At 43.9% G+C, this 19,834-nt stretch carries 12 protein-coding genes; 11 read left to right on the top strand and 1 reads right to left on the bottom strand.

What is annotated here, in order from left to right; all coding sequences use genetic code 11:
• The first annotated feature begins 236 nt into the window (after positions 1-236).
• From VYM24_RS02880 to VYM24_RS02900, 5 genes are all read left to right on the top strand, one after another.
• On the top strand, positions 237-398 hold the full coding sequence (locus VYM24_RS02880) for a hypothetical protein (protein WP_291551120.1): 162 nt from the start codon (positions 237-239) through the stop codon (positions 396-398).
• A gap of 394 nt (positions 399-792) precedes the next feature.
• Positions 793-1,641 carry a hypothetical protein gene (locus tag VYM24_RS02885; RefSeq protein ID WP_044272636.1) on the top strand — a complete coding sequence of 283 codons (849 nt, stop codon included), beginning with the start codon at positions 793-795 and terminating at the stop codon, positions 1,639-1,641.
• Between the two features lie 681 nt (positions 1,642-2,322).
• On the top strand, positions 2,323-5,472 hold the full coding sequence (locus tag VYM24_RS02890) for a SusC/RagA family TonB-linked outer membrane protein (RefSeq protein WP_330941396.1): 3,150 nt from the start codon (positions 2,323-2,325) through the stop codon (positions 5,470-5,472).
• Between the two features lie 13 nt (positions 5,473-5,485).
• Complete coding sequence (locus VYM24_RS02895) at positions 5,486-7,138, top strand: SusD/RagB family nutrient-binding outer membrane lipoprotein (protein WP_330941397.1); 1,653 nt, start codon at positions 5,486-5,488, stop codon at positions 7,136-7,138.
• Positions 7,139-7,218: 80 nt separating this feature from the next.
• On the top strand, positions 7,219-8,262 hold the full coding sequence (locus tag VYM24_RS02900) for a hypothetical protein (protein ID WP_330941398.1): 1,044 nt from the start codon (positions 7,219-7,221) through the stop codon (positions 8,260-8,262).
• 83 nt (positions 8,263-8,345) lie between these two features.
• Here VYM24_RS02900 and VYM24_RS02905 read toward each other — a convergent pair whose 3' ends face one another.
• Positions 8,346-9,452 (bottom strand): family 10 glycosylhydrolase, encoded by a 1,107-nt coding sequence (locus VYM24_RS02905; RefSeq protein WP_291551103.1) that lies wholly within the window; start codon positions 9,450-9,452, stop codon positions 8,346-8,348.
• A gap of 178 nt (positions 9,453-9,630) precedes the next feature.
• Here VYM24_RS02905 and VYM24_RS02910 point away from each other — a divergent pair, with 178 nt between their 5' ends.
• The 6 genes from VYM24_RS02910 to VYM24_RS02935 all read left to right on the top strand — a co-directional run bounded on the left by VYM24_RS02910 (position 9,631) and on the right by VYM24_RS02935 (position 19,830).
• Positions 9,631-10,797 (top strand): exo-beta-N-acetylmuramidase NamZ family protein, encoded by a 1,167-nt coding sequence (locus tag VYM24_RS02910; RefSeq protein WP_291551102.1) that lies wholly within the window; start codon positions 9,631-9,633, stop codon positions 10,795-10,797.
• 34 nt (positions 10,798-10,831) lie between these two features.
• Complete coding sequence (locus VYM24_RS02915) at positions 10,832-12,280, top strand: sodium:solute symporter (protein ID WP_330941399.1); 1,449 nt, start codon at positions 10,832-10,834, stop codon at positions 12,278-12,280.
• A gap of 22 nt (positions 12,281-12,302) precedes the next feature.
• A complete protein-coding gene (locus VYM24_RS02920) occupies positions 12,303-15,434 on the top strand; it encodes a golvesin C-terminal-like domain-containing protein (RefSeq protein ID WP_330941400.1) in 3,132 nt (1,043 codons plus the stop codon).
• 23 nt (positions 15,435-15,457) lie between these two features.
• Entirely contained in the window at positions 15,458-17,317 is a 1,860-nt protein-coding gene (locus VYM24_RS02925) for an outer membrane protein assembly factor BamB family protein (RefSeq protein ID WP_299091577.1), read from the top strand.
• A 108-nt stretch (positions 17,318-17,425) separates the two neighbouring features.
• Entirely contained in the window at positions 17,426-18,889 is a 1,464-nt protein-coding gene (locus VYM24_RS02930; protein ID WP_291551163.1) for a glycosyltransferase family 2 protein, read from the top strand.
• Between the two features lie 2 nt (positions 18,890-18,891).
• On the top strand, positions 18,892-19,830 hold the full coding sequence (locus tag VYM24_RS02935; protein WP_330941401.1) for a DUF4922 domain-containing protein: 939 nt from the start codon (positions 18,892-18,894) through the stop codon (positions 19,828-19,830).
• Positions 19,831-19,834: the final 4 nt, after the last annotated feature.

Consider the following 19,834-nt stretch of genomic DNA (forward strand, 5'->3'; position numbering starts at 1 on the left):
AGATTGATGATTTTGTTGTTAATCAAAATAATTTTCTCAAAATTTAGGGTAAGGATAGTCAGTTAGGAATAGCTAAGGCTACTTCTTCTGTTAGGTAAGCTTCTGTTCCATAGGCGTTTTCTCAATTTATAGGTTTAACTTATTATAGTATCTCTATTTGTTTTCATTTACCGTTCCAAGAGAACTTGGTAAATACATATTTGGAAGACAGTTTCTCCATAAATTTGATTTCCTCAGTGCTTATTAGAAACGTACCCGAGATGGACTTGCTCCGTACCAAAGCCGTACTTTCTTCGGTCAGAAGTACCTCTGCATGGAGAATGTACGGAGCAATTACGGCTCAGGTACGTCTCGGGTATAATCAGAATGATAAAGAAGTTGCTTGTTCCAATTTATAAAAGTTGACTCCTTATAGGAATGGCCTTTCAGAAATAGAGTGATTTCCCCCTTCAGGAAGTAGCTGTGAGGGCAGTTTCGGATAGCTACACCCTTTACTTCGGATGGCTACACCCTTTGGACGTGATGGCTACACCTTTTGCCATAAAGGGTGTAGCCCTGTGGAAGAGATGCTTTATCCACAAGAAAACGGGTTACAATTCTTCCATATATATTTGAGGAGATATGCAGTAGCTCACCTGTTTTTTACACTTTAACCATGCATTCCTCAGATATTCTTTTTAGCAAGTAATGCGAAGCATGAAAACAAAACGATAAAGTGAAGTTTTGGAAGTTTTTGTCTTGGTATATTAAAAAAAACTATATATTTGTATCCAATTCTAAATCTAACTGCGTATGAAACTGATTGCAGAGAGTGGTTCGACAAGAACTGAATGGGCTTTGGTTGAAGACAATCACCTGATACAACGTGTTTTTACAGAGGGACTTAATCCTTTCTTCCAAACCAGAAGAGAGATCAGCCGGAGTGTGCGTTTAGGTTTACCCGAAACTTTTTTCAAAAGAAAGCTGGAACAAGTATATTATTATGGAGCCGGATGTACTTCTTATGAGAAAAAGAATGTATTGGGTGCCTCATTAGTAGCACAGTTCAAAACCCCGATCCAAGTAGAGAGTGACTTACTTGCAGCTGCCCGTGGCCTGTTTAAATGTGAAGCAGGAATTGCCTGTATTTTAGGTACCGGATCTAATTCTTGCTTTTACAACGGAAAGATTATTGTGAAAAATGTCAGGGCAGGTGGATACATATTGGGCGATGAAGGTAGTGGTGCTGTACTAGGCAAGCATTTTCTCTCAGATGTGCTGAAAGGTTTAGCACCCAAAGATGTGATGGCTGATTTCTTTGAGAAGTTCCGTATCAGCCCCAATGAAGTAATGGAGTCTGTTTATAATCGTCCGTTTCCTAATCGCTTTCTATCCACTATCTCTTATTTCCTGGCGGATTATACGAGTGATGATTATGTATACGAGCTAATAACCACTAATTTGCGTAACTTCTTCACAAGGAATGTATGCCAATATGACTATAAGAACTATCCAATCCGCTTTGTAGGGTCGTTAGCCTATAGTTATGCCCCGATTCTAAGAGAAGTTGCCGGTGAATTTGGCATTGAACTGGATGTGATTGAAGAAACTCCCATGAATGGATTGATTGACTTCCACTCACTAAATATTGAAGAACCTTAATATTTGTATATAAAGCATATCAATAGGGGTACACATCTCCTCGAAGAGCAAATATATAAATATAAAGTTAAATAAATGCAAAGGAATGTTCTTGATATTAAATTATAATATATCTTTGCTAAGAAGAAACGAAGAAATGACGTTTCGTCGCCTTTGTTAATAACGAGTTTATCTCTTAAAACAACCAACTAAATAATAACAGTATTTAGTGTATTTTAATTTTTAACCGATAATATATTTACCAAGTTCTCTTGGAACTTAGCCAACATATAATTAAAATAAGAGAGATAAAATATAAGTTAAACCTAAAAACAAAAAAGAGCCTATGGAACAAGAACTCACCTGACAGCAGAAATAGCCTCAAAGCTATTCTCTATTACCTATTCTTACTCTTTCAGAGAAGACTATTTTAGTTAACAACAAAATCATCAACTTTTTATGAATGAAGATCGCAAAAGAAAAGGATTCGCAAACTGCAAACTCCTCTCAGTAGTAACTATAAGTGTACTGTTCGTTGATATTGGTAATGTGCAGCTGCCCAACAGCCTCTGGTAATTCTTTGAGTATAAAAGAATAACGACTTCAAATTCAAGTCAAGTTACAAATACTCAAAGAAGGCCAATCATATATGATGATATAATTCTGGACTATTAACCATTATTGCTTATTAAATCTATGTTAATGCAAAAACTTTTAATTCTATCAGTAACCGGTCTGATGCTTATGTGTAGCGGTTACATCCCTGGAATGAGTGTAAGTGCACAAAATACCACTTCGTCTAGTACACAGAACTCAAGAAAGATTTCCGGAGTAGTGACAGACACCCAAGGTGAACCGATTATCGGAGCGACTGTACTTGTAAAAGGAACAGGCATCGGTACAGCAACAGATATCGACGGCAAGTTCTCTCTGGATATTCCGTCGAATGGAAAAACCTTGGTAGTATCTTTCATTGGATTCGACGCACAGGAAATTCCTGTTACAAATAATACTACGTACAAAATACAGTTAAGCGGAACAGACTATGCTCTGGACGAGGTAGTTGTTACAGCTTTAGGTATGAAGCGTGAAAAGAAGGCGCTCGGCTATTCAGTGCAAGACGTAAAAGGGGACGCGCTTATTGAAAACCGGACTGCAAATATTGCCACATCACTGAATGGTAAGATTGCCGGTATGAATATTTCTTCAACTTCTATTCCCGGCGGTTCAAACCGTATCGTCATCCGTGGTAACAACTCTATATCCGGTAATAATATGCCGCTGGTAGTAGTGGATGGAGTGCCGTTCGACAATTCTCAAGGCGTTGACGACGTAAATACAAACTCTTGGGGTGCAGGTTATTCGGATACCGGTGACGGATTGTCTATGCTGAATCCTGATGACGTTGAATCTATTTCTGTACTGAAGGGTCCTTCGGCTACAGCCCTTTATGGTTCACGCGGTGGTAACGGTGTGATCCTGGTTACAACTAAACAAGGACAGGGCGGCAGAACTAAAGTGTCATACAACAGTAACTTTACTTTTGAAAATGTAATGATTCAACCGGAATTCCAGAATGAATACGGTCAGGGTACAGATGGAACATTTGTGGCTACCTCACGTAACTCCTGGGGTCCCAAAATGGGTACGGTTGTTACAGACTGGACAGGACAGACCCGTCCTTTGGAAGCGAAAAACAACGATTTTTCCGACTTCATGGACACCGGTACATCGTGGACCAATTCTCTTGACATCACAAGTTCCGCTGGTAAGATGAACTATCGTGTAGGCATGTCAAATACAATGCGTAAGGGTGTTATCCCGAAGAATGAGTTAAACAAAACAAACTTTTCTATTCGCGCAGGCGGCGAAATCATCAAGAACCTGACTCTCGATGCTAAATTGAACTATACTTATCAGAAAGGTCAGGGACGTCCTGAATTCTCTGCTTCAGGTTTCAACCCGATATTCGCTCTTATTTATACTCCGCGCAGCATCAACCTGCACGAGATGAAAGATGTTTTTGATAAAGACGGAAAGATTATCGACTGGTATCCCAGTATGCTTACGGTGGTAAATAACCCGTATGCACTGACTTCTCTCAGCGGTAACAAGGACGTAACCAATCGTATCAATGGTTTCGCTTCATTGACATACGAGGTTAGCAGCTGGCTGAAAGCTATGGTTCGCTTCGGCGGTGACACTTATGGCAAGAAGACCGAAAAGTGGATACGCCATGACTTGATTTCAAGTGCAGGTTATAAGGATGGTCGTTTCTCAACCGGTCAATACAATATGGCTGAATACAATGCAGATTTCCTGGTTACAGCACAAAAGGATAAGATTGCAGACTCCAAAATCTCCGGAATGCTTTCTGTTGGTGGTAACCTGATGAACCGCCAGTACAATAGTTTCTATGCCACAGCCGAAGGTTTGAACATTCCTGAACTGTATACCATTCAGAATGGTCAGTCCAAGACTACTTCGACTTCCAAATCAGAAAAAGAAGTTCAATCCCTCTATGCACTGGGACAATTGTCATGGGATAACTACCTGTTCCTCGATATAACTGTACGTAATGACTGGTCTTCCACATTACCGAAGGATAACCGCTCATTCTTCTATCCCTCATTCTCTCTGGGTTGGGTAGTGACGGATATGTTAACCAAGTTCAAAGTAGATGTTCCCAGCTGGCTTTCTTTCGCTAAAGTACGCGCATCTTATGCAGAAGCAGGAAATGACACCGATCCATATCAGCTGTTGTCTGTATTATCTACAGTTTCTAACATGGCAGGTGGCCAGATGGGCGTAGCAGAACCTTCTACGAAAGCAAACTCTAACCTTAAACCGGAGATCATCAAATCTACCGAGTTCGGTGCTGATATCCGCTTCTTCGATAACCGTTTGGGATTCGACGTTACATACTACAACAAACGTGCATACAACCAGATCATATCCATGCCTTCATCCATCACTTCGGGATATAGTGCCAAATATATCAATGCAGGACGCGTGGACAATTGGGGATGGGAACTTCAGATGAATGCCACGCCGATTCGCACACGCGACTGGAACTGGAATCTTTGGGTAAACTTCGCCAAAAACTCTTCTGAAGTCGTAGAACTTTACGAAGGAGTGGAATCCATTACATTAGCCCGCCCGATGGGACAAAACTGTTATGTCATGGCTAAAACAGGTGAACCTTACGGACAGATTTACACGAATGGTTTCAAATATGACGAAAAAGGAAACCGCCTTGTGGGTGATGACGGCAAATACATAGTAGATCCTACCCTCCGTGTTTCCGGCAATATGAACCCGGATTGGACAGCAGGTATCGGTTCTTCATTAAGATGGAAGAACTTCTCTTTCGGATTCCTGATTGATGTCCGCTATGGTGGCGATGTATATCTGCAATCTATGATGCGTCTGCAATCCAATGGCCAGACCAAAGAAACTGTTGCCGGACGTGAAGAATTCTATTCAACCGGTAAGGGATTGATTTCTCAGGGTATTAATGTAAACACAGGAGCTCCCAACACCGTTGAGCTGAATCCTACCGCTTATTGGGGACAGTTCTATGGCAACATCGGAAACTACGTTTATGATGCTACCAACGTACGCCTTCGCGAACTTAATTTCTCTTGGATATTGCCGGACAAATGGTTCAACAAGACAATCATCAGTGGTATTAAAGTCAGTGCTGTAGCCAACAACGTATGCTTCCTGTACAATAACCTTCCGGGATTCGACCCTGAATGTACATACTCTACCGGTAACGGACAGGGTGTAGAAACAGCCGCTTTGCCGTCTACCCGTTCATTTGGTTTCAATCTCAATGTTACATTCTAAAAATGAAGATAAAATGAATAAGTTATTTAAATCCATTATAAGCATTATTGGTCTTTCAATGGCCTTCGCGAGCTGTGTAGGCGATTTTGACGATATGAATACCGATCCCAACAACCCGACACCGGGTTCAGTAGATCCTAAGTTCCAGCTGATATTCATACAGGGACGTGGTATTCCGTATGCCAATCAGTGGCAACAGATAGACCAGCTGATGATCAGTACTTTCTGTGAATATTCGGCTAACGACGGACTCTCGGCTTCCGACTATAACATAGACGCACGATATGTGGACAACATTTGGGAGTTGACTTACACCGTGCTTACCAATGCCAATTCATTAATCCGGGCCAATGAGAGCAACCCTGTTCACAATAATGTCGTTCAGATGGCACGTATCTGGAAAGCGTATGCTATGTTGCGTTTAACGAATTGTATGGGAGATGTACCTTACTCTGAAGCTGCCAACGACATCGATCAGCCTAAGTATGACACTCAGAAGGACATATATTATACCATATTCGAAGAATTGAAAAATGCCGTAAGTAAACTGGATGAGTCGGCAGCCAATAATGTGGGTTCTTATGACCTTATTTATGGTGGTGACGCCACCAAATGGAAGAAATTCGCCAACTCTATCCGCCTGCGCATGGCTGTCCGTATCTCCGACGTAGATGCCGCCAAGGCTAAAACAGAAGCCGCAGCCGCCATTTCAGCAGGTGTATTCAGCAGTGACGCTGATGCCGCTTTCCTGACGCAAGGAGAAGATAAATTTGCCCAGAACCCTATTTATTATCATAAAGGTTCTTCGGTGTTGCATATGTCAACGGCTTACAAACGTCTTGTAGAAGGTATCGGTGGACAAACATGGCCTACCGCAGCCGACCGCGAAGCCAATAAGAATATCACCGAAGTTATTCTTACTGCCAAGAATGCTCCTGCAGTTGTCGATCCTCGCGCTCCGATCCACTTTGAACCCGCAGGTATCATCGAAAGCCCTGCAACTCCAAGCATGAACGGTAATTGGGACGGCACAGATCCGGGACACGTAGCTTCGGGTGTAGGTGCTGCAATGGACAATGGACAGTTTGTTAGCGACTTCTCTAAAATCGGTCCCTGGTATTATGAAACAATTGACAGAAAGTATCCTTTATTCAAGTACAGCGAACTGTGCTTCTTGAAAGCTATTGCCATCGAACTTGGCCTTGCAAGTGGGGATGCTAAAACAGAATATGAAGCCGGCGTACGCTCAAGTATGACAGAACTGGGAGTTCCGGAAAGCAAAATCGCAAATTATCTGGCTTCAACTTCTCCAAACTATTATGGAACCACAGCCAAGTATGACGATATTACAGGAACTAACAATACACCTATGGATAAGATTCTTACCCAGAAATACATTGCTCAGTTCCAGGAATGTTCTTTTGAAACTTGGGCAGATCATCGCCAGTTCCACAAACCTACGCTTATGCCATTCGCAAGCGTAAGTTCAAGCGTCTTCAACATGAATCCTTCTGATCAGGCTAATAATACTCCAAACGCTTATATCAAGCGCATCTATTATCCTTCTTCGGAATATACCGTTAACGAAGCTAACGTGAAAGAAGCCGAAAAACGCATGGGTGGAAGCAACAGCATACAAAATAACCTATGGTGGGATGTTAACTAAAAACTGATTCTTACGAAATGCGTAGTTGAGTAATTCAGCTACGCATTTTGTTATACATATAACCTCTTATCTGAAACAATATGAAAAATATTCTTCTCTTAATTCTTATATGTTGTCTTTCTCTGTCCAATCGGGCACAAGAACAGATGAATCTTTCATCGGAAATATCCGGTAAAGCAATCAAATTACCCGGATTTGTAACCAGTCCTTATTTTGAGGAACAAGTTATCAGCTTTATCCATACTCCAGGAATCAAAGTTCATATAAATGCTCCCGCAGAAACTAAATTCGGAAAGGATAAACCCACAAAACTTGTACTATATGCACTACCGAATGGCAACAGTACAGACTGGACCATCGGGAAAATGCCGACAGAAGGTGATGACTGGCATTATCATATACAACACATAGGAGCTCAAACACGGTATATCAGAGCTACTGATCCGGAATGTAACTTCATTACGGTTTACCTGGAAGCAGACACCAAAAGCTGGGGGAGTTGGAGAAAAGCTGAACCTACACGGGATCAAAAGATTAAAGAAACCGTAGAGTATATTCTTTCTCTTTTTTCCAAGTATAATCCACATATCGAACTGAACAGCCACAGTGGAGGAGGAAACTTCATTTTCGGTTTTATGGATGCAGTTTCTGAAATTCCAGATTATGTGAAAAAAATCTCTTTCATTGACAGCAATTACAACTGGGATAATGAACGTTACGGAGATAAATTACAAAAATGGCTGGAAGCTTCTCCCGACAATCACTTATTTGTAGCTTGTTATGATGATGCTAATGCTCTGCTGGATGGAAAGCCATTTATCTCAAAGACAGGAGGGACCTGGTACAGAACCTATTTAATGCAACGATATTTGAAAAAGAAAATGAAACGTCTGTCATGGAATAAAACCGAAAATGATAGTATTATTCATTTCACGGCAGACAACCGGCGGATTCAGTTTTACTCCCGAAAGAATCCGGAGCAAAAGATTTACCATACAATACTGGTAGAGCGAAATGGCTATATCCAGTCAGTATTCTCCGGCACGAAATACGAGGGAATGGGATATCAGTTCATGGGTAGAAAGGTTTATGACATGTATCGGCAAGATTCAGGGTCCTGGTAGAAGGCAAACTATATTCCTTGAAAGCCTTACTACAGGACCCCGTACTATACAAATTGTCAGTGATGAATCAGTTCCAATGGTAATTACAAGTTATATTCCTGATTAATCCTGCTGACCACTTGCAACTTTCCATCCTTCAGCAAAGAACGTGCATTAAAGAAATTCACGCCGTCTGCTCCTGCTTCGATAGATAGTTTTGCAGCCGTATATAGCTCTTCAGCCGTAATATCGGGAACAAATAAACCGGATACATACTTATTCTTATGGAAAGTTTCGCGCAAACCGTTTTCTATACTAAACGGTATCCATTCAAGGCTTTCCGAATAAAACGACTGATAATTCATCGGGCATACAATATCTATTTTCCAGGTAGGCCAGTCCTGATAAACTGTCATGCGGGCACGGGTGGGATAAGGAAAAACAGCCGCCGAAACCAATTTACCTTCAGAATGGGTCGCTTCTACAATCTCATTCACCAAAGAAGTGACCTCATTCAAACGGAACTGCAACCATTCCGGACTCATCCACGGAGCCTGCAAATCCAACGGAGAATAACCGAACTGTTTCTTAAACTTTTCTATTGCCACCGGATGATAGCCAAAATCATACTCGGCACGATAAGTATCTTGCTGAATCTTAAACTTGTATTTTTGTAGACGTCGTCCCAGTACAGCATCATTATAACGAATAAAATCCAGATGCACAGAAGCCAGTCCTTCCAAAGCCGCATAAGAAGCCGCCTTATCTTTCATATACTGTCGGGCCTCAGACACAGAAGGACTCAGCCATTTATAATGCTTTACATAAGGGTCATATTCATGACTGTTATAACCTATCCGGTTTACATCAAACCATTCGGGATGCGCCAACGCCGCAGAATCCCCGGGAGCATTCACAGTAAACATCCACGCATGCACTTTTGCACCCTGATAGGACTTGGCAGCCTCAATATAACGCGCCACTTCTTCCGGTGAGCCACACATATAATAATTCTTAATACCGGCCTCATCGAGAGGCTTCATCCAGAGAATCAGAGACTCCACCGTGGCACTTTTATCCACATCGTCCCAAACTCCCAAAGCAACCTTTTGTTCTTGGTTTTGAACTTTCTTTTTTTTACCGGCTGATAACGGCTGAACAGCCAAACTGAAAATGCACGCAAATGCTGCACATAAATAAGTAAATTTCATGATGATGATTTTTTTGGTTCACAGCAAAGATAATATATCTTCTATATAATTAAGGTGAATATCTGATTATTTGCAAATTATTAATTATAATGCTAAAAATAATAAAATAAGTGTTTTTGATATTAAAATAAAATCTATCTTTGTTGCTACGAATATCCCCCTTAACAATAATACTATTATGAAGAAACTTCTGCTACTGATCTTTTTATTGTGCAGTACCTTCTGGTGTCAGGCACAAACAGACCGGGTTATTTTGGGTGACGAACAAACTTCCGAGTATTTTCCCATCCTAAAAGATAAACGGATTGGCATTTTCTCTAATCATACAGGAATGATAGGGGATAAACATCTATTGGATGTCCTTTTAGAAAACAAGTTCAATGTAGTTGCCATTTTCTCGCCCGAACATGGTTTCCGTGGAGATGCGGATGCAGGCGAGCATGTATCCAGTTCGGTGGACTCTAAAACAGGGGTGCCAATTCTTTCTCTTTATGAAGGGAAGGATAAAAAGCCAAGTAAGGCTTCGATGCAGAAATTTGATATTCTGATAGTAGATATACAGGACGTAGGATTACGTTTTTACACCTATTACATAACGATGTGCCGGCTAATGGATGTCTGTGCGGAATATAATAAGAAAGTTTTGTTATTAGACCGTCCTAATCCGAATGGGCACTATGTAGATGGACCGATTCTGGATATGAAATATAAATCAGGTGTGGGATGGTTGCCGATTCCTATTGTACACGGAATGACATTAGGGGAACTTGCACTAATGATTAATGGAGAAGGTTGGTTGCCTGGTTCACGCAAATGTGATCTGGCAGTGATCAAATGCAAGAATTATACACATCAGACTAAATATCAGTTGCCAATTCCCCCATCTCCTAACTTACCGAACATGAAGTCGATATATCTGTATCCGGCTACATGCTTTTTCGAGGCAACTCCCGTCAGCTTGGGTAGAGGAACTTCACTCCCATTTCAGGTTTATGGGCATCCCAATATGACCGGATATAGCTACAGTTTCACCCCAAGAAGTATTCCCGGAGCAAAGAATCCGCCGCAGCTGAATAAACTGTGCCATGGAGTAGACCTAAGCAATATGAGTGATGAAGAAATCTGGAAACAAGGTGTAGATTTATCTTATGTCATCGATGCATATCGTAATCTGAATCTGGATGATCATTTCTTCCGTCCATTCTTTGAATTGCTGGTAGGAAGGGATTATGTACGGAAAATGATAAAAGAAGGAAAAAGTGCCGATGAAATTAAAGCTATGTGGAAAGATGACGTTGAGAAATTCAAGGTGCAACGCAAACCATATCTGCTTTACGAAGAATAAATTCATGTACTATTATAAATCATAAATCAACCCTATGAGCCCGATATCTGTAATCATTACTATTGCCGCTTATTTCGTGATCTTGTTCACTATATCTTATATAGCCGGCAGAAAAGCCGACAATGAAGGTTTTTTTGTTGGTAACCGTAAATCGGCCTGGTATGTTGTGGCATTTGCCATGATTGGATCCAGCATCTCCGGAGTGACGTATGTATCAGTACCGGGTATGGTGGCTGCCAGTAGTTTCGGCTACCTGCAAATGGTATTGGGATTTGTTGCGGGACAGTTCATTATAGCATTCGTATTGACGCCACTGTTCTACCGGATGAACCTGGTATCCATCTATGAATATCTCGAAAATCGCTTTGGTATGTCTTCCTACCGGACAGGCGCATGGTTCTTCTTCATCTCTAAGATGCTGGGAGCCGCGGTACGTTTGTTCCTCGTATGTCTGACACTTCAACTGCTGGTATTCGAACCGTTTGAATTACCATTTATTTTGAATGTGACCATTACCGTAGCATTAGTATGGCTCTATACGTTCCGGGGTGGAGTAAAATCTCTGATCTGGACAGATTCACTCAAAACATTCTGCCTGGTGGTATCCGTAGTTCTCTGCATCAGTTATATTGCTTCCGATCTCAATCTGTCGCTTAACAGTATGATCAGTACAATAGCCGATAGTGACATGTCACGCATCTTCTTCTTTGACGATGTAAACAGTAAACAATATTTCTTCAAACAATTCTTTGCCGGGGCATTCACTATGATCGCCATGACAGGACTGGATCAAGACATGATGCAACGTAACCTCAGCTGCAAGAACTTCAAAGATTCACAGAAAAATATGATTACGAGTGTTATATCACAGTTCTTCGTAATTCTGTTGTTCCTGATGCTGGGAGTATTGCTTTATATCTTCGCTGGTAACCAAGGCATTCAGGTAGAAAAGAGCGATGAACTCTTCCCATTGATAGCCACCGGTAACTACTTTCCTGCAATTGTAGGTATCTTGTTCATCATCGGACTTATTTCTTCGGCTTATTCCGCCGCCGGCTCAGCACTGACAGCTTTAACAACTTCCTTTACAGTGGATATCCTCGGGACAAAAGGCAGGACGGAAGAAGAAATCGTAAAGATACGCAAGCGGGTACATATTGGTATGGCTGTAATTATGGGTATCACGATATTCGTATTCAACCTATTGAATAACACAAGTGTAATCGATGCCGTATATATACTGGCAAGTTATACATACGGCCCCATTCTCGGATTATTCGCATTCGGTATATTCATGAAGCAACAGGTTCGCGACAAATATATCCCATTGGTAGCCATCCTTTCCCCAATCCTTTGCTTCATCCTGCAAAAGAATTCGGAAGCCTGGTTCAATGGATATCAGTTCAGCTACGAACTACTGATATTCAACGCTCTGCTCACGTTTATCGGACTCTGCCTATTGATCAGAAAAGATAAGAACTAATAATTAACTTAATACATCATCCATGAATGTAAGACTTCATTTTTTGTTCACTTTGCTCACCGCCTCCCTGATCCCCCAGACGGGAGGCGCGCAAGAGCTTCCGACGGATGTCCGCCAGGAAATCGGTAAGTTTCTGGACGCAACCGCACGGAAAGAGGTTTCCGTAGGGCGCATCCGGATTGACTCTGTCGCCATTGAAGAAAATACGTTGCAATTATTCGCTAACATGAACTGTGCATATATTCCTTTCCGGGAAGATAATGTGACAGAGATTTATCAAGGTGTGCAGGCACTGCTTCCGGCAGAGTTTTCAAAATACAACCTGCAAATCCGCACGAATAAGCGTAGCATTGAAGAATTAATCCCCCAAGCACTACGCAGCAAAAAGGACAAAAAAGCCAAAACATTCAATCCTGCCGGGACAAAACCTTTAGTAACGGCCCTTTCTACCCCCTATACCCCTACAAATGGCCTAAAGAACCGTCACATTGCCTTGTGGCAGAGTCACGGCTTCTATTATGAGCCCAAACTGACACGTTGGGAATGGCAACGCGCCCGCATCTTCCAGACGGTGGAGGATTTATATACGCAAAGTTATGTACTGCCTTTCCTGGTTCCCATGTTGGAGAATGCAGGAGCTAATGTGCTGATGCCCCGTGAACGGGATAGCCAAATGGCAGAAGTTGTCGTAGACAATGACGGTTGTCTTCACTCCCGTTCCGTTTATACAGAAAAGATAGGCGATAAGAACTGGATGCAAGGTACCGGTGAAGGTTTCGCCCATCTGCGCGATCAATATATCAATTTCGAGAACCCATTCCGTGAAGGAACTTTCCGCACTGTCGAGACGGTGAAAGGTAAGAAGGAGAAAGAAAGTACTGCCGAATGGATTCCTGAACTCCCCTCAACCGGACAGTACGCCGTTTATGTATCCTATAAATCATTGCCAAACAGTACGGATGATGCCCTTTACACCGTTTATCACAAAGGAGGAGTATCCCAATTCAAAGTGAACCAACAGATGGGTGGCGGCACCTGGATTTATCTGGGTACATTTGGTTTTGATGCCGGAAAAAGCGATGCCGGAAAAGTCGTTTTAAGCAATCGTTCTGAGAAAGCCGGACGTATCGTTACCGCTGATGCCGTAAAAATCGGAGGTGGTATGGGAAATATGGCCCGCCGTATCTCTGATGCAGGTGCCACAGAGAATATTAAAAGTTCTCAAGCTACAGGAGCTACGAGTTACGAGCTACAAGCTACAAGTGCCATGCAGCATGACGGCGCAGCCAACTCGTCACTCGTAGCTCGCAGTTCGTCACTATACGAGATAAGCGGTTATCCCCGTTTCTGCGAGGCAGCACGCTACTGGCTTCAATGGGCAGGTATTCCGGACAGTGTTTATTCCGACAGCCAGGGCAAGAATGACTATACGGATGATTACAAATGTCGCGGTATCTGGGTGAATTACCTTGCCGGTGGTTCTACGGTTAACCCGACAGAACAAGGACTGAATATCCCGGTAGATATGGCTTTCGCCTTCCATTCAGATGCAGGAACTACGCTAAACGATTCCATCATCGGAACACTGGGTATCTACTATACCAACGTTTACAATGAAGAATACGCTAACGGAGCATCCCGCTATCTGGCACACGACATGACAGACCTGATTCAGTCAAATATCGTACGGGATATCCGCAGCCTATACGAACCGGATTGGACACGCCGCGGTATGTGGAACCAATCCTACTACGAAGCACGTGTGCCCCGTGTACCCACTATGTTGCTGGAATTACTTTCTCACCAGAACTTTGCAGACATGCGTTATGGTTTAGATCCACGCTTCCGTTTTACGGTAAGCCGTGCAATCTATAAAGGTATGCTGCAATTCATTTGCTCGCAATACCACATGGACTATATCGTTCAGCCGTTGCCTGTCGACAATATGGCATTGAAAATGGTAGGCGAGAATGAAATAGAACTGACCTGGCAACCTGTGGCCGATCCACTGGAACCAACGGCAAATGCTGAGAAATACATTGTTTATACTCGCATCGGAGATGGCGATTTCGACAATGGCGTGTTGGTAGATAAGAATGCCTATCGCACTCCCCTCCCTGCCGGCATGGTATGCAGTTATAAAGTAACCGCCGTGAACAAGGGTGGAGAAAGTTTCCCGTCCGAAATACTCTCTGCAGGACGCGCTTTCAACGAGAAAGGAACAGTACTCGTAGTAAACGGCTTCGACCGTATCAGTGCTCCGGCAGATTTTGTCGCACCTGTTCCCGGAGATACTTTACTTGCCGGTTTCTTAGATGATCTGGACCACGGCGTACCTTATCTGAAAGATATCAGCTACATCGGTAAGATGAAAGAATACCGTCGTTCCATTCCATGGATGGACGACGATGCTTCCGGCTTCGGCGACAGCTATGGCAATTACGAAGATAAAGTAATCGCCGGAAACACATTCGATTATCCCGCTATTCATGGAGCCGCTATTTTGAAAGCCGGATATTCTTTCATATCTTGCAGCGATGAAAGTGTGGAAAATAAGACAATGAACCTGAACGACTATAAGTATGTAGACCTGATATTGGGTAAAGAGTGTCAGACTAAAATGGGACGTGACGGTGTGAAGCCGTTAGAGTTCAAAACATTCAGCCAGCCTATGCAGGAAGCTATCACCGCATATTGCGGACAAGGCGGAAACATCTTCGTCTCGGGCGCTTATGTAGGAACCGACCTTTGGGACAATCGTCTTGCCCCAGCTCAGGAGTCCGATAAGAAATTTGCAACAGAAGTCCTGAAATATAAGTGGCGCGTGGGGCAGGCAGCTACAGAGGGTAAGGTGAAATGTGTAGCTTCACCGTTCCCCGCCCTTTCAGGCAACTATACATACCATAATGAACTGAATGCAGACAGCTATGTGGTAGAATCACCGGATGCCATCGAACCGGCAACAAAAGACACATACACCGTAATGCGCTATTCGGAAAACAACCTGAGCGCCGGAGTAGCTTATAAAGGCGACTACAAGACCTGTATACTGGGCTTCCCGTTCGAAGCATTACGTACCACCGCTGAAAGAGAAGCGTTGATGAGTGCCATCCTGACATTCTTCAATGAAAAAACAGATTCATTCAAGCAATAACATACTAAAACCAATCATCATCTATGAAGCGAAGACTTTTAATAATGTTCCTGTTGGGGTGCCTGCTACCGTTTGCGGTACAGGCACAACATGGCACATTCCGTTTTGCGCAAATTACGGACATCCATTTCAGCCCCAACAACCCCAACCCGACGGAAGACTTACTACGTTCCGTCGCGCAAATAAATGCGACAGACAGTATCGACTTTGTTTTGGTTACAGGCGACATCACCGAAGAGGGAGACCGTGCCACCATGCTGAAAGTAAAAGAGACATTGGATTTACTGAAAGCGAAGTATTACATGGTCCTCGGCAACCATGAAACCAAATGGAGCGACTCCGGTTGTACTGCCTTCGGTGAGATTTTCGGCGGCGAACGCTTTGAATTCGAGCATAAAGGCATCCTGTTTCTGGGTTTCAACTCCGGACCGTTGATGCGTATGGCTTACGGACATGTCGTTCCGCAGGACATCCGCTGGATGACGGAAGAAATGGATAAGTTTGGAAAAGACAAACCGGTTATACTCGTCACACACTATCCGTTACTGGACGGAGATGTTGATAACTGGTATGAAGTAACAGATGCAGTGCGCCCCTATAACATTCGTTTGTTCATCGGCGGGCACTATCACCGTAACCGGGATTTGCGTTATGATGGCATTCCGGGTATTTTGATGCGCAGCAACCTGCGTGATAAAGATGGAAAACCGGGATATGGCATCTATGATATAACGAAAGATTCGATCCTCGTCTACACTCAACGCATTGGCGAACCGAAAAAGCAATGGGCTGCTTTCTCGCTGATTCAGCCCTATTATGATCGTAATGGAAAAGCAGAGAAATACCCCGACTTTTCAGTCAACACAGAATACCCGAATGTGAAAGAACAGTGGGTAGTGCAAACCGGTGCAGGCATCTATTGTTCGCCTACAGTAGAAAAAGACAAGGTGTTCGTCGGAGACGATATGGGGTACCTTACTTGCTATGCCTTGAAGAATGGAAAGAAACTGTGGAATTTCCAGTCCGGTAAGCGCATTGTAGGCACTCCGGCTGCGGCAGATGGTATAGTAGTATTCGGTTCTGCCGACCGTAACATCTACGGTCTGAACAGTAAAGACGGAAAACTGCTATGGACTGTAAAAGCAAAAGACCCGGTACTGGGTGCGGTAACCATTGAAAATGGAATTGCCTACATTGGTGCCAGCGATTCTACTTTCCGTGCTATTGATATCCATACAGGCAAAGTCGTCTGGGCATATACCGGTGTGAAAGGATACATTGAAACCAAGCCACTGGTAACAGCCGACAAAGTGATCTTCGGTGCCTGGGACAATACCCTCTATGCATTGAATAAGGCAGACGGCAAGGAATTATGGAAGTGGACAGGCGGTTTAACGCGCATGCACTTCTCACCCGCAGCCGTATGGCCGGTAGCCGCAGAAGGCAAAGTATTTATCACTGACCCGCAACGGGCCATGACGGCTATCAATATAGAAAACGGAGAAACAGTGTGGCGCACTTTCCAGTCTATGGTACGTGAAACGATTGGCCTGTCGGAAGATGGAACGCGTGTATTCAGCAAGACCATGAACGACAGTATTGTCTGCTATGCCACACAAGGAGATCAACCCCGCGAATTATGGGCAAGCAACGTCGGCTTCGGATACGAACATGCACCCTCCATGCAAGTGGAAAAGGGAAGCGTAATGTTCGGCAGTACCAAGGAAGGACTGATCTTTGCTTTGGAAGCCCAAACCGGTAAAGTCTTGTGGAAACATAAGATAGGTAACTCGCTGATCAGTACCGTAGTGCCGCTGAACGGGCGACAGGTATTGTTCACAGCTACCAGTGGCGAAGTGGGACTTTTGGCAATTGACAATTGACAGTTATTTGATAGAATAGAAAACATTAAAAACAAAAGATAGAATATGGAAAACAAAAAGGTAGAAAATACTACAGCCAATCCCAAATCCCCAATTGTCAATTGTCAATTGTCAATTGTCAATTGTTTTATTCCCTTTGCGGGAGCTGCACAAGCGGAAAAGACAGTAAAAGGCCTGCAAGAAACCGGCTTAGTGAATAACATTTATCTGCTCGCCCTACCGGACGTTACAGAAAACCTGCCCGGATGCAGTACCCTGCACATGCAATCCATCCAGTCCAGTGCGGCCATAAGAGACATAGCCGGACATAGCGATGCAGAATATACGCTGATCTATACAAAATATACGACACTCGAACTGGGTTTATTCGCCCTGGAGCGTATGATACACATTGCTGAAGACAGCGGTGCAGGCATGGTATATGCTGACCGCTACCAGGTAAAGGAAGGCAAGCAAACCAATGCCCCGGTGATCGATTATCAATTCGGCTCATTGCGCGATGATTTCGACTTCGGTTCCGTACTGTTATTCCGTACGGATGCATTCAAGGAAGCCGCCGCCCGCATGAATGAAGACGAATATAAATTTGCCGGGCTTTATGACCTTCGCCTGAAAGTAAGCCAGAACGAAAGCCTGGTACACATCAATGAGTATCTGTACAGCGAAATCGAAGATGATACCCGCAAGAGCGGCGAGAAGATATTCGATTACGTGGATCCCAGAAACCGCGACCGCCAGATTGAAATGGAACAGGCTTGTACCGCGCATCTGAAAGAAATCGGCGGCTATCTGGTACCTGAATTCAAACAGATAGAATTCTCAGCGGGAAACTTCGAATATGAAGCTTCGGTTATCATCCCCGTACGCAATCGTATCCGTACCATCCGCGATGCCATCCATTCGGTATTGAAGCAGAAGACCGACTTTAAGTTCAACCTGATTATCATCGACAACCACTCTACGGACGGGACCACAGAAGCTATTGACGAATTCAAGAACGACGAACGCCTCATCCATATCATCCCCGAACGCAATGACCTAGGTATTGGCGGTTGCTGGAATATGGGGGTGCATCATCCCAAGTGCGGTAAGTTCGCCGTACAACTGGACAGCGACGATGTATACAAGGATGAAAATACACTGACTATCATGGTTCGCGCTTTCTATGAACAGAATTGCGCCATGGTGGTAGGTACCTATATGATGACAGACTTCAATATGAACATGATTGCTCCGGGTATTATCGACCACAAAGAATGGACACCCGAGAACGGACGCAACAACGCACTCCGTATCAACGGTCTGGGCGCTCCGCGTGCTTTCTATACTCCGGTACTGCGTGAAGTGAAAGTTCCGAACACCAGCTATGGTGAAGACTATGCACTGGGATTGAACTTCTCCCGCCAATACCAGATCGGCCGTGTGTATGACGTAGTTTACCTGTGCCGCCGCTGGGACGACAACTCGGATGCTTCACTGGATATCGTGAAAATGAATGGTCATAATCTGTATAAAGACCGCATCCGTACCTGGGAGCTCCAGGCACGTGTGGCCATGAATAAAAAAGGATAACTATGAACCAAACCATAAACAATCTACTCATCGAGCAACTTGCCTCCTGGGAAACGGCACGTAACAACTACGCTGCCCTCAGCGGTGTGCAGGTGAAGGAACTGGATGTAAACGGCATTCCTTATAAGGTACAGTTCAATCCCGCACGTATCGTCTCTTCGGGAGCTAAAGTAGATGCCCGGTCCATCAAGGAACGCAAATGTTTCCTCTGCCCGGCCAACTTGCCGCCGGTGCAGAAAGGGATTCCGTTCGAAGGACATTATAATATCCTGGTCAATCCGTTCCCTATCTTTCCCCGCCACCTGACGATACCGGAAGTGACACACGTGAACCAGCGCATAGCCGTCCGTTTTAAGGATATGCTGGCATTGGCACAGACGTTAACGGATTACACGATATTCTATAATGGTCCCAAGTGCGGTGCCTCCGCCCCCGACCATGCTCACTTCCAGGCAGGCAACAAAGGTTTCATGCCTATTGAGAAGGACTGGCGCGGACAGATAGCAGGCAAAGTGGCAGATTACGGTGAAGCTACCCTCTGGTACCTGAATGACGCTCCCCGTGCAACGCTGGTCATCGAAGCAACCAATAAGAAACATGCCGCCGCCCTGTTCGATATCATTTACCACTCACTGGACATCAAACCAGGAGATGACGAACCGATGATGAATGTATTGGCATGGTATGAAGATGAGAAATGGATCGTATGCGTATTTCCACGTGAGAAGCATCGTCCGGCTTGCTATACAGCCGAAGGAGATGCCAATTTATTGAGTAGTCCCGCATCCGTAGACCTCGGCGGAGTGTTTATCACACCGGTCGAAAAAGACTTTCTCAAGATCACAGCTGAAGATATAGCCCAGATCCTGAGTGAGGTATCGCTTTCTGCCGAAGACTTCCATCGGGTGCGTCAGCGTATTAAAGAGAAGATATTAAGATAGTAAT

Source organism: Bacteroides sp. MSB163 (assembly GCF_036416795.1).
GTDB classification, from domain to species: Bacteria; Bacteroidota; Bacteroidia; order Bacteroidales; family Bacteroidaceae; genus Bacteroides; species Bacteroides maternus.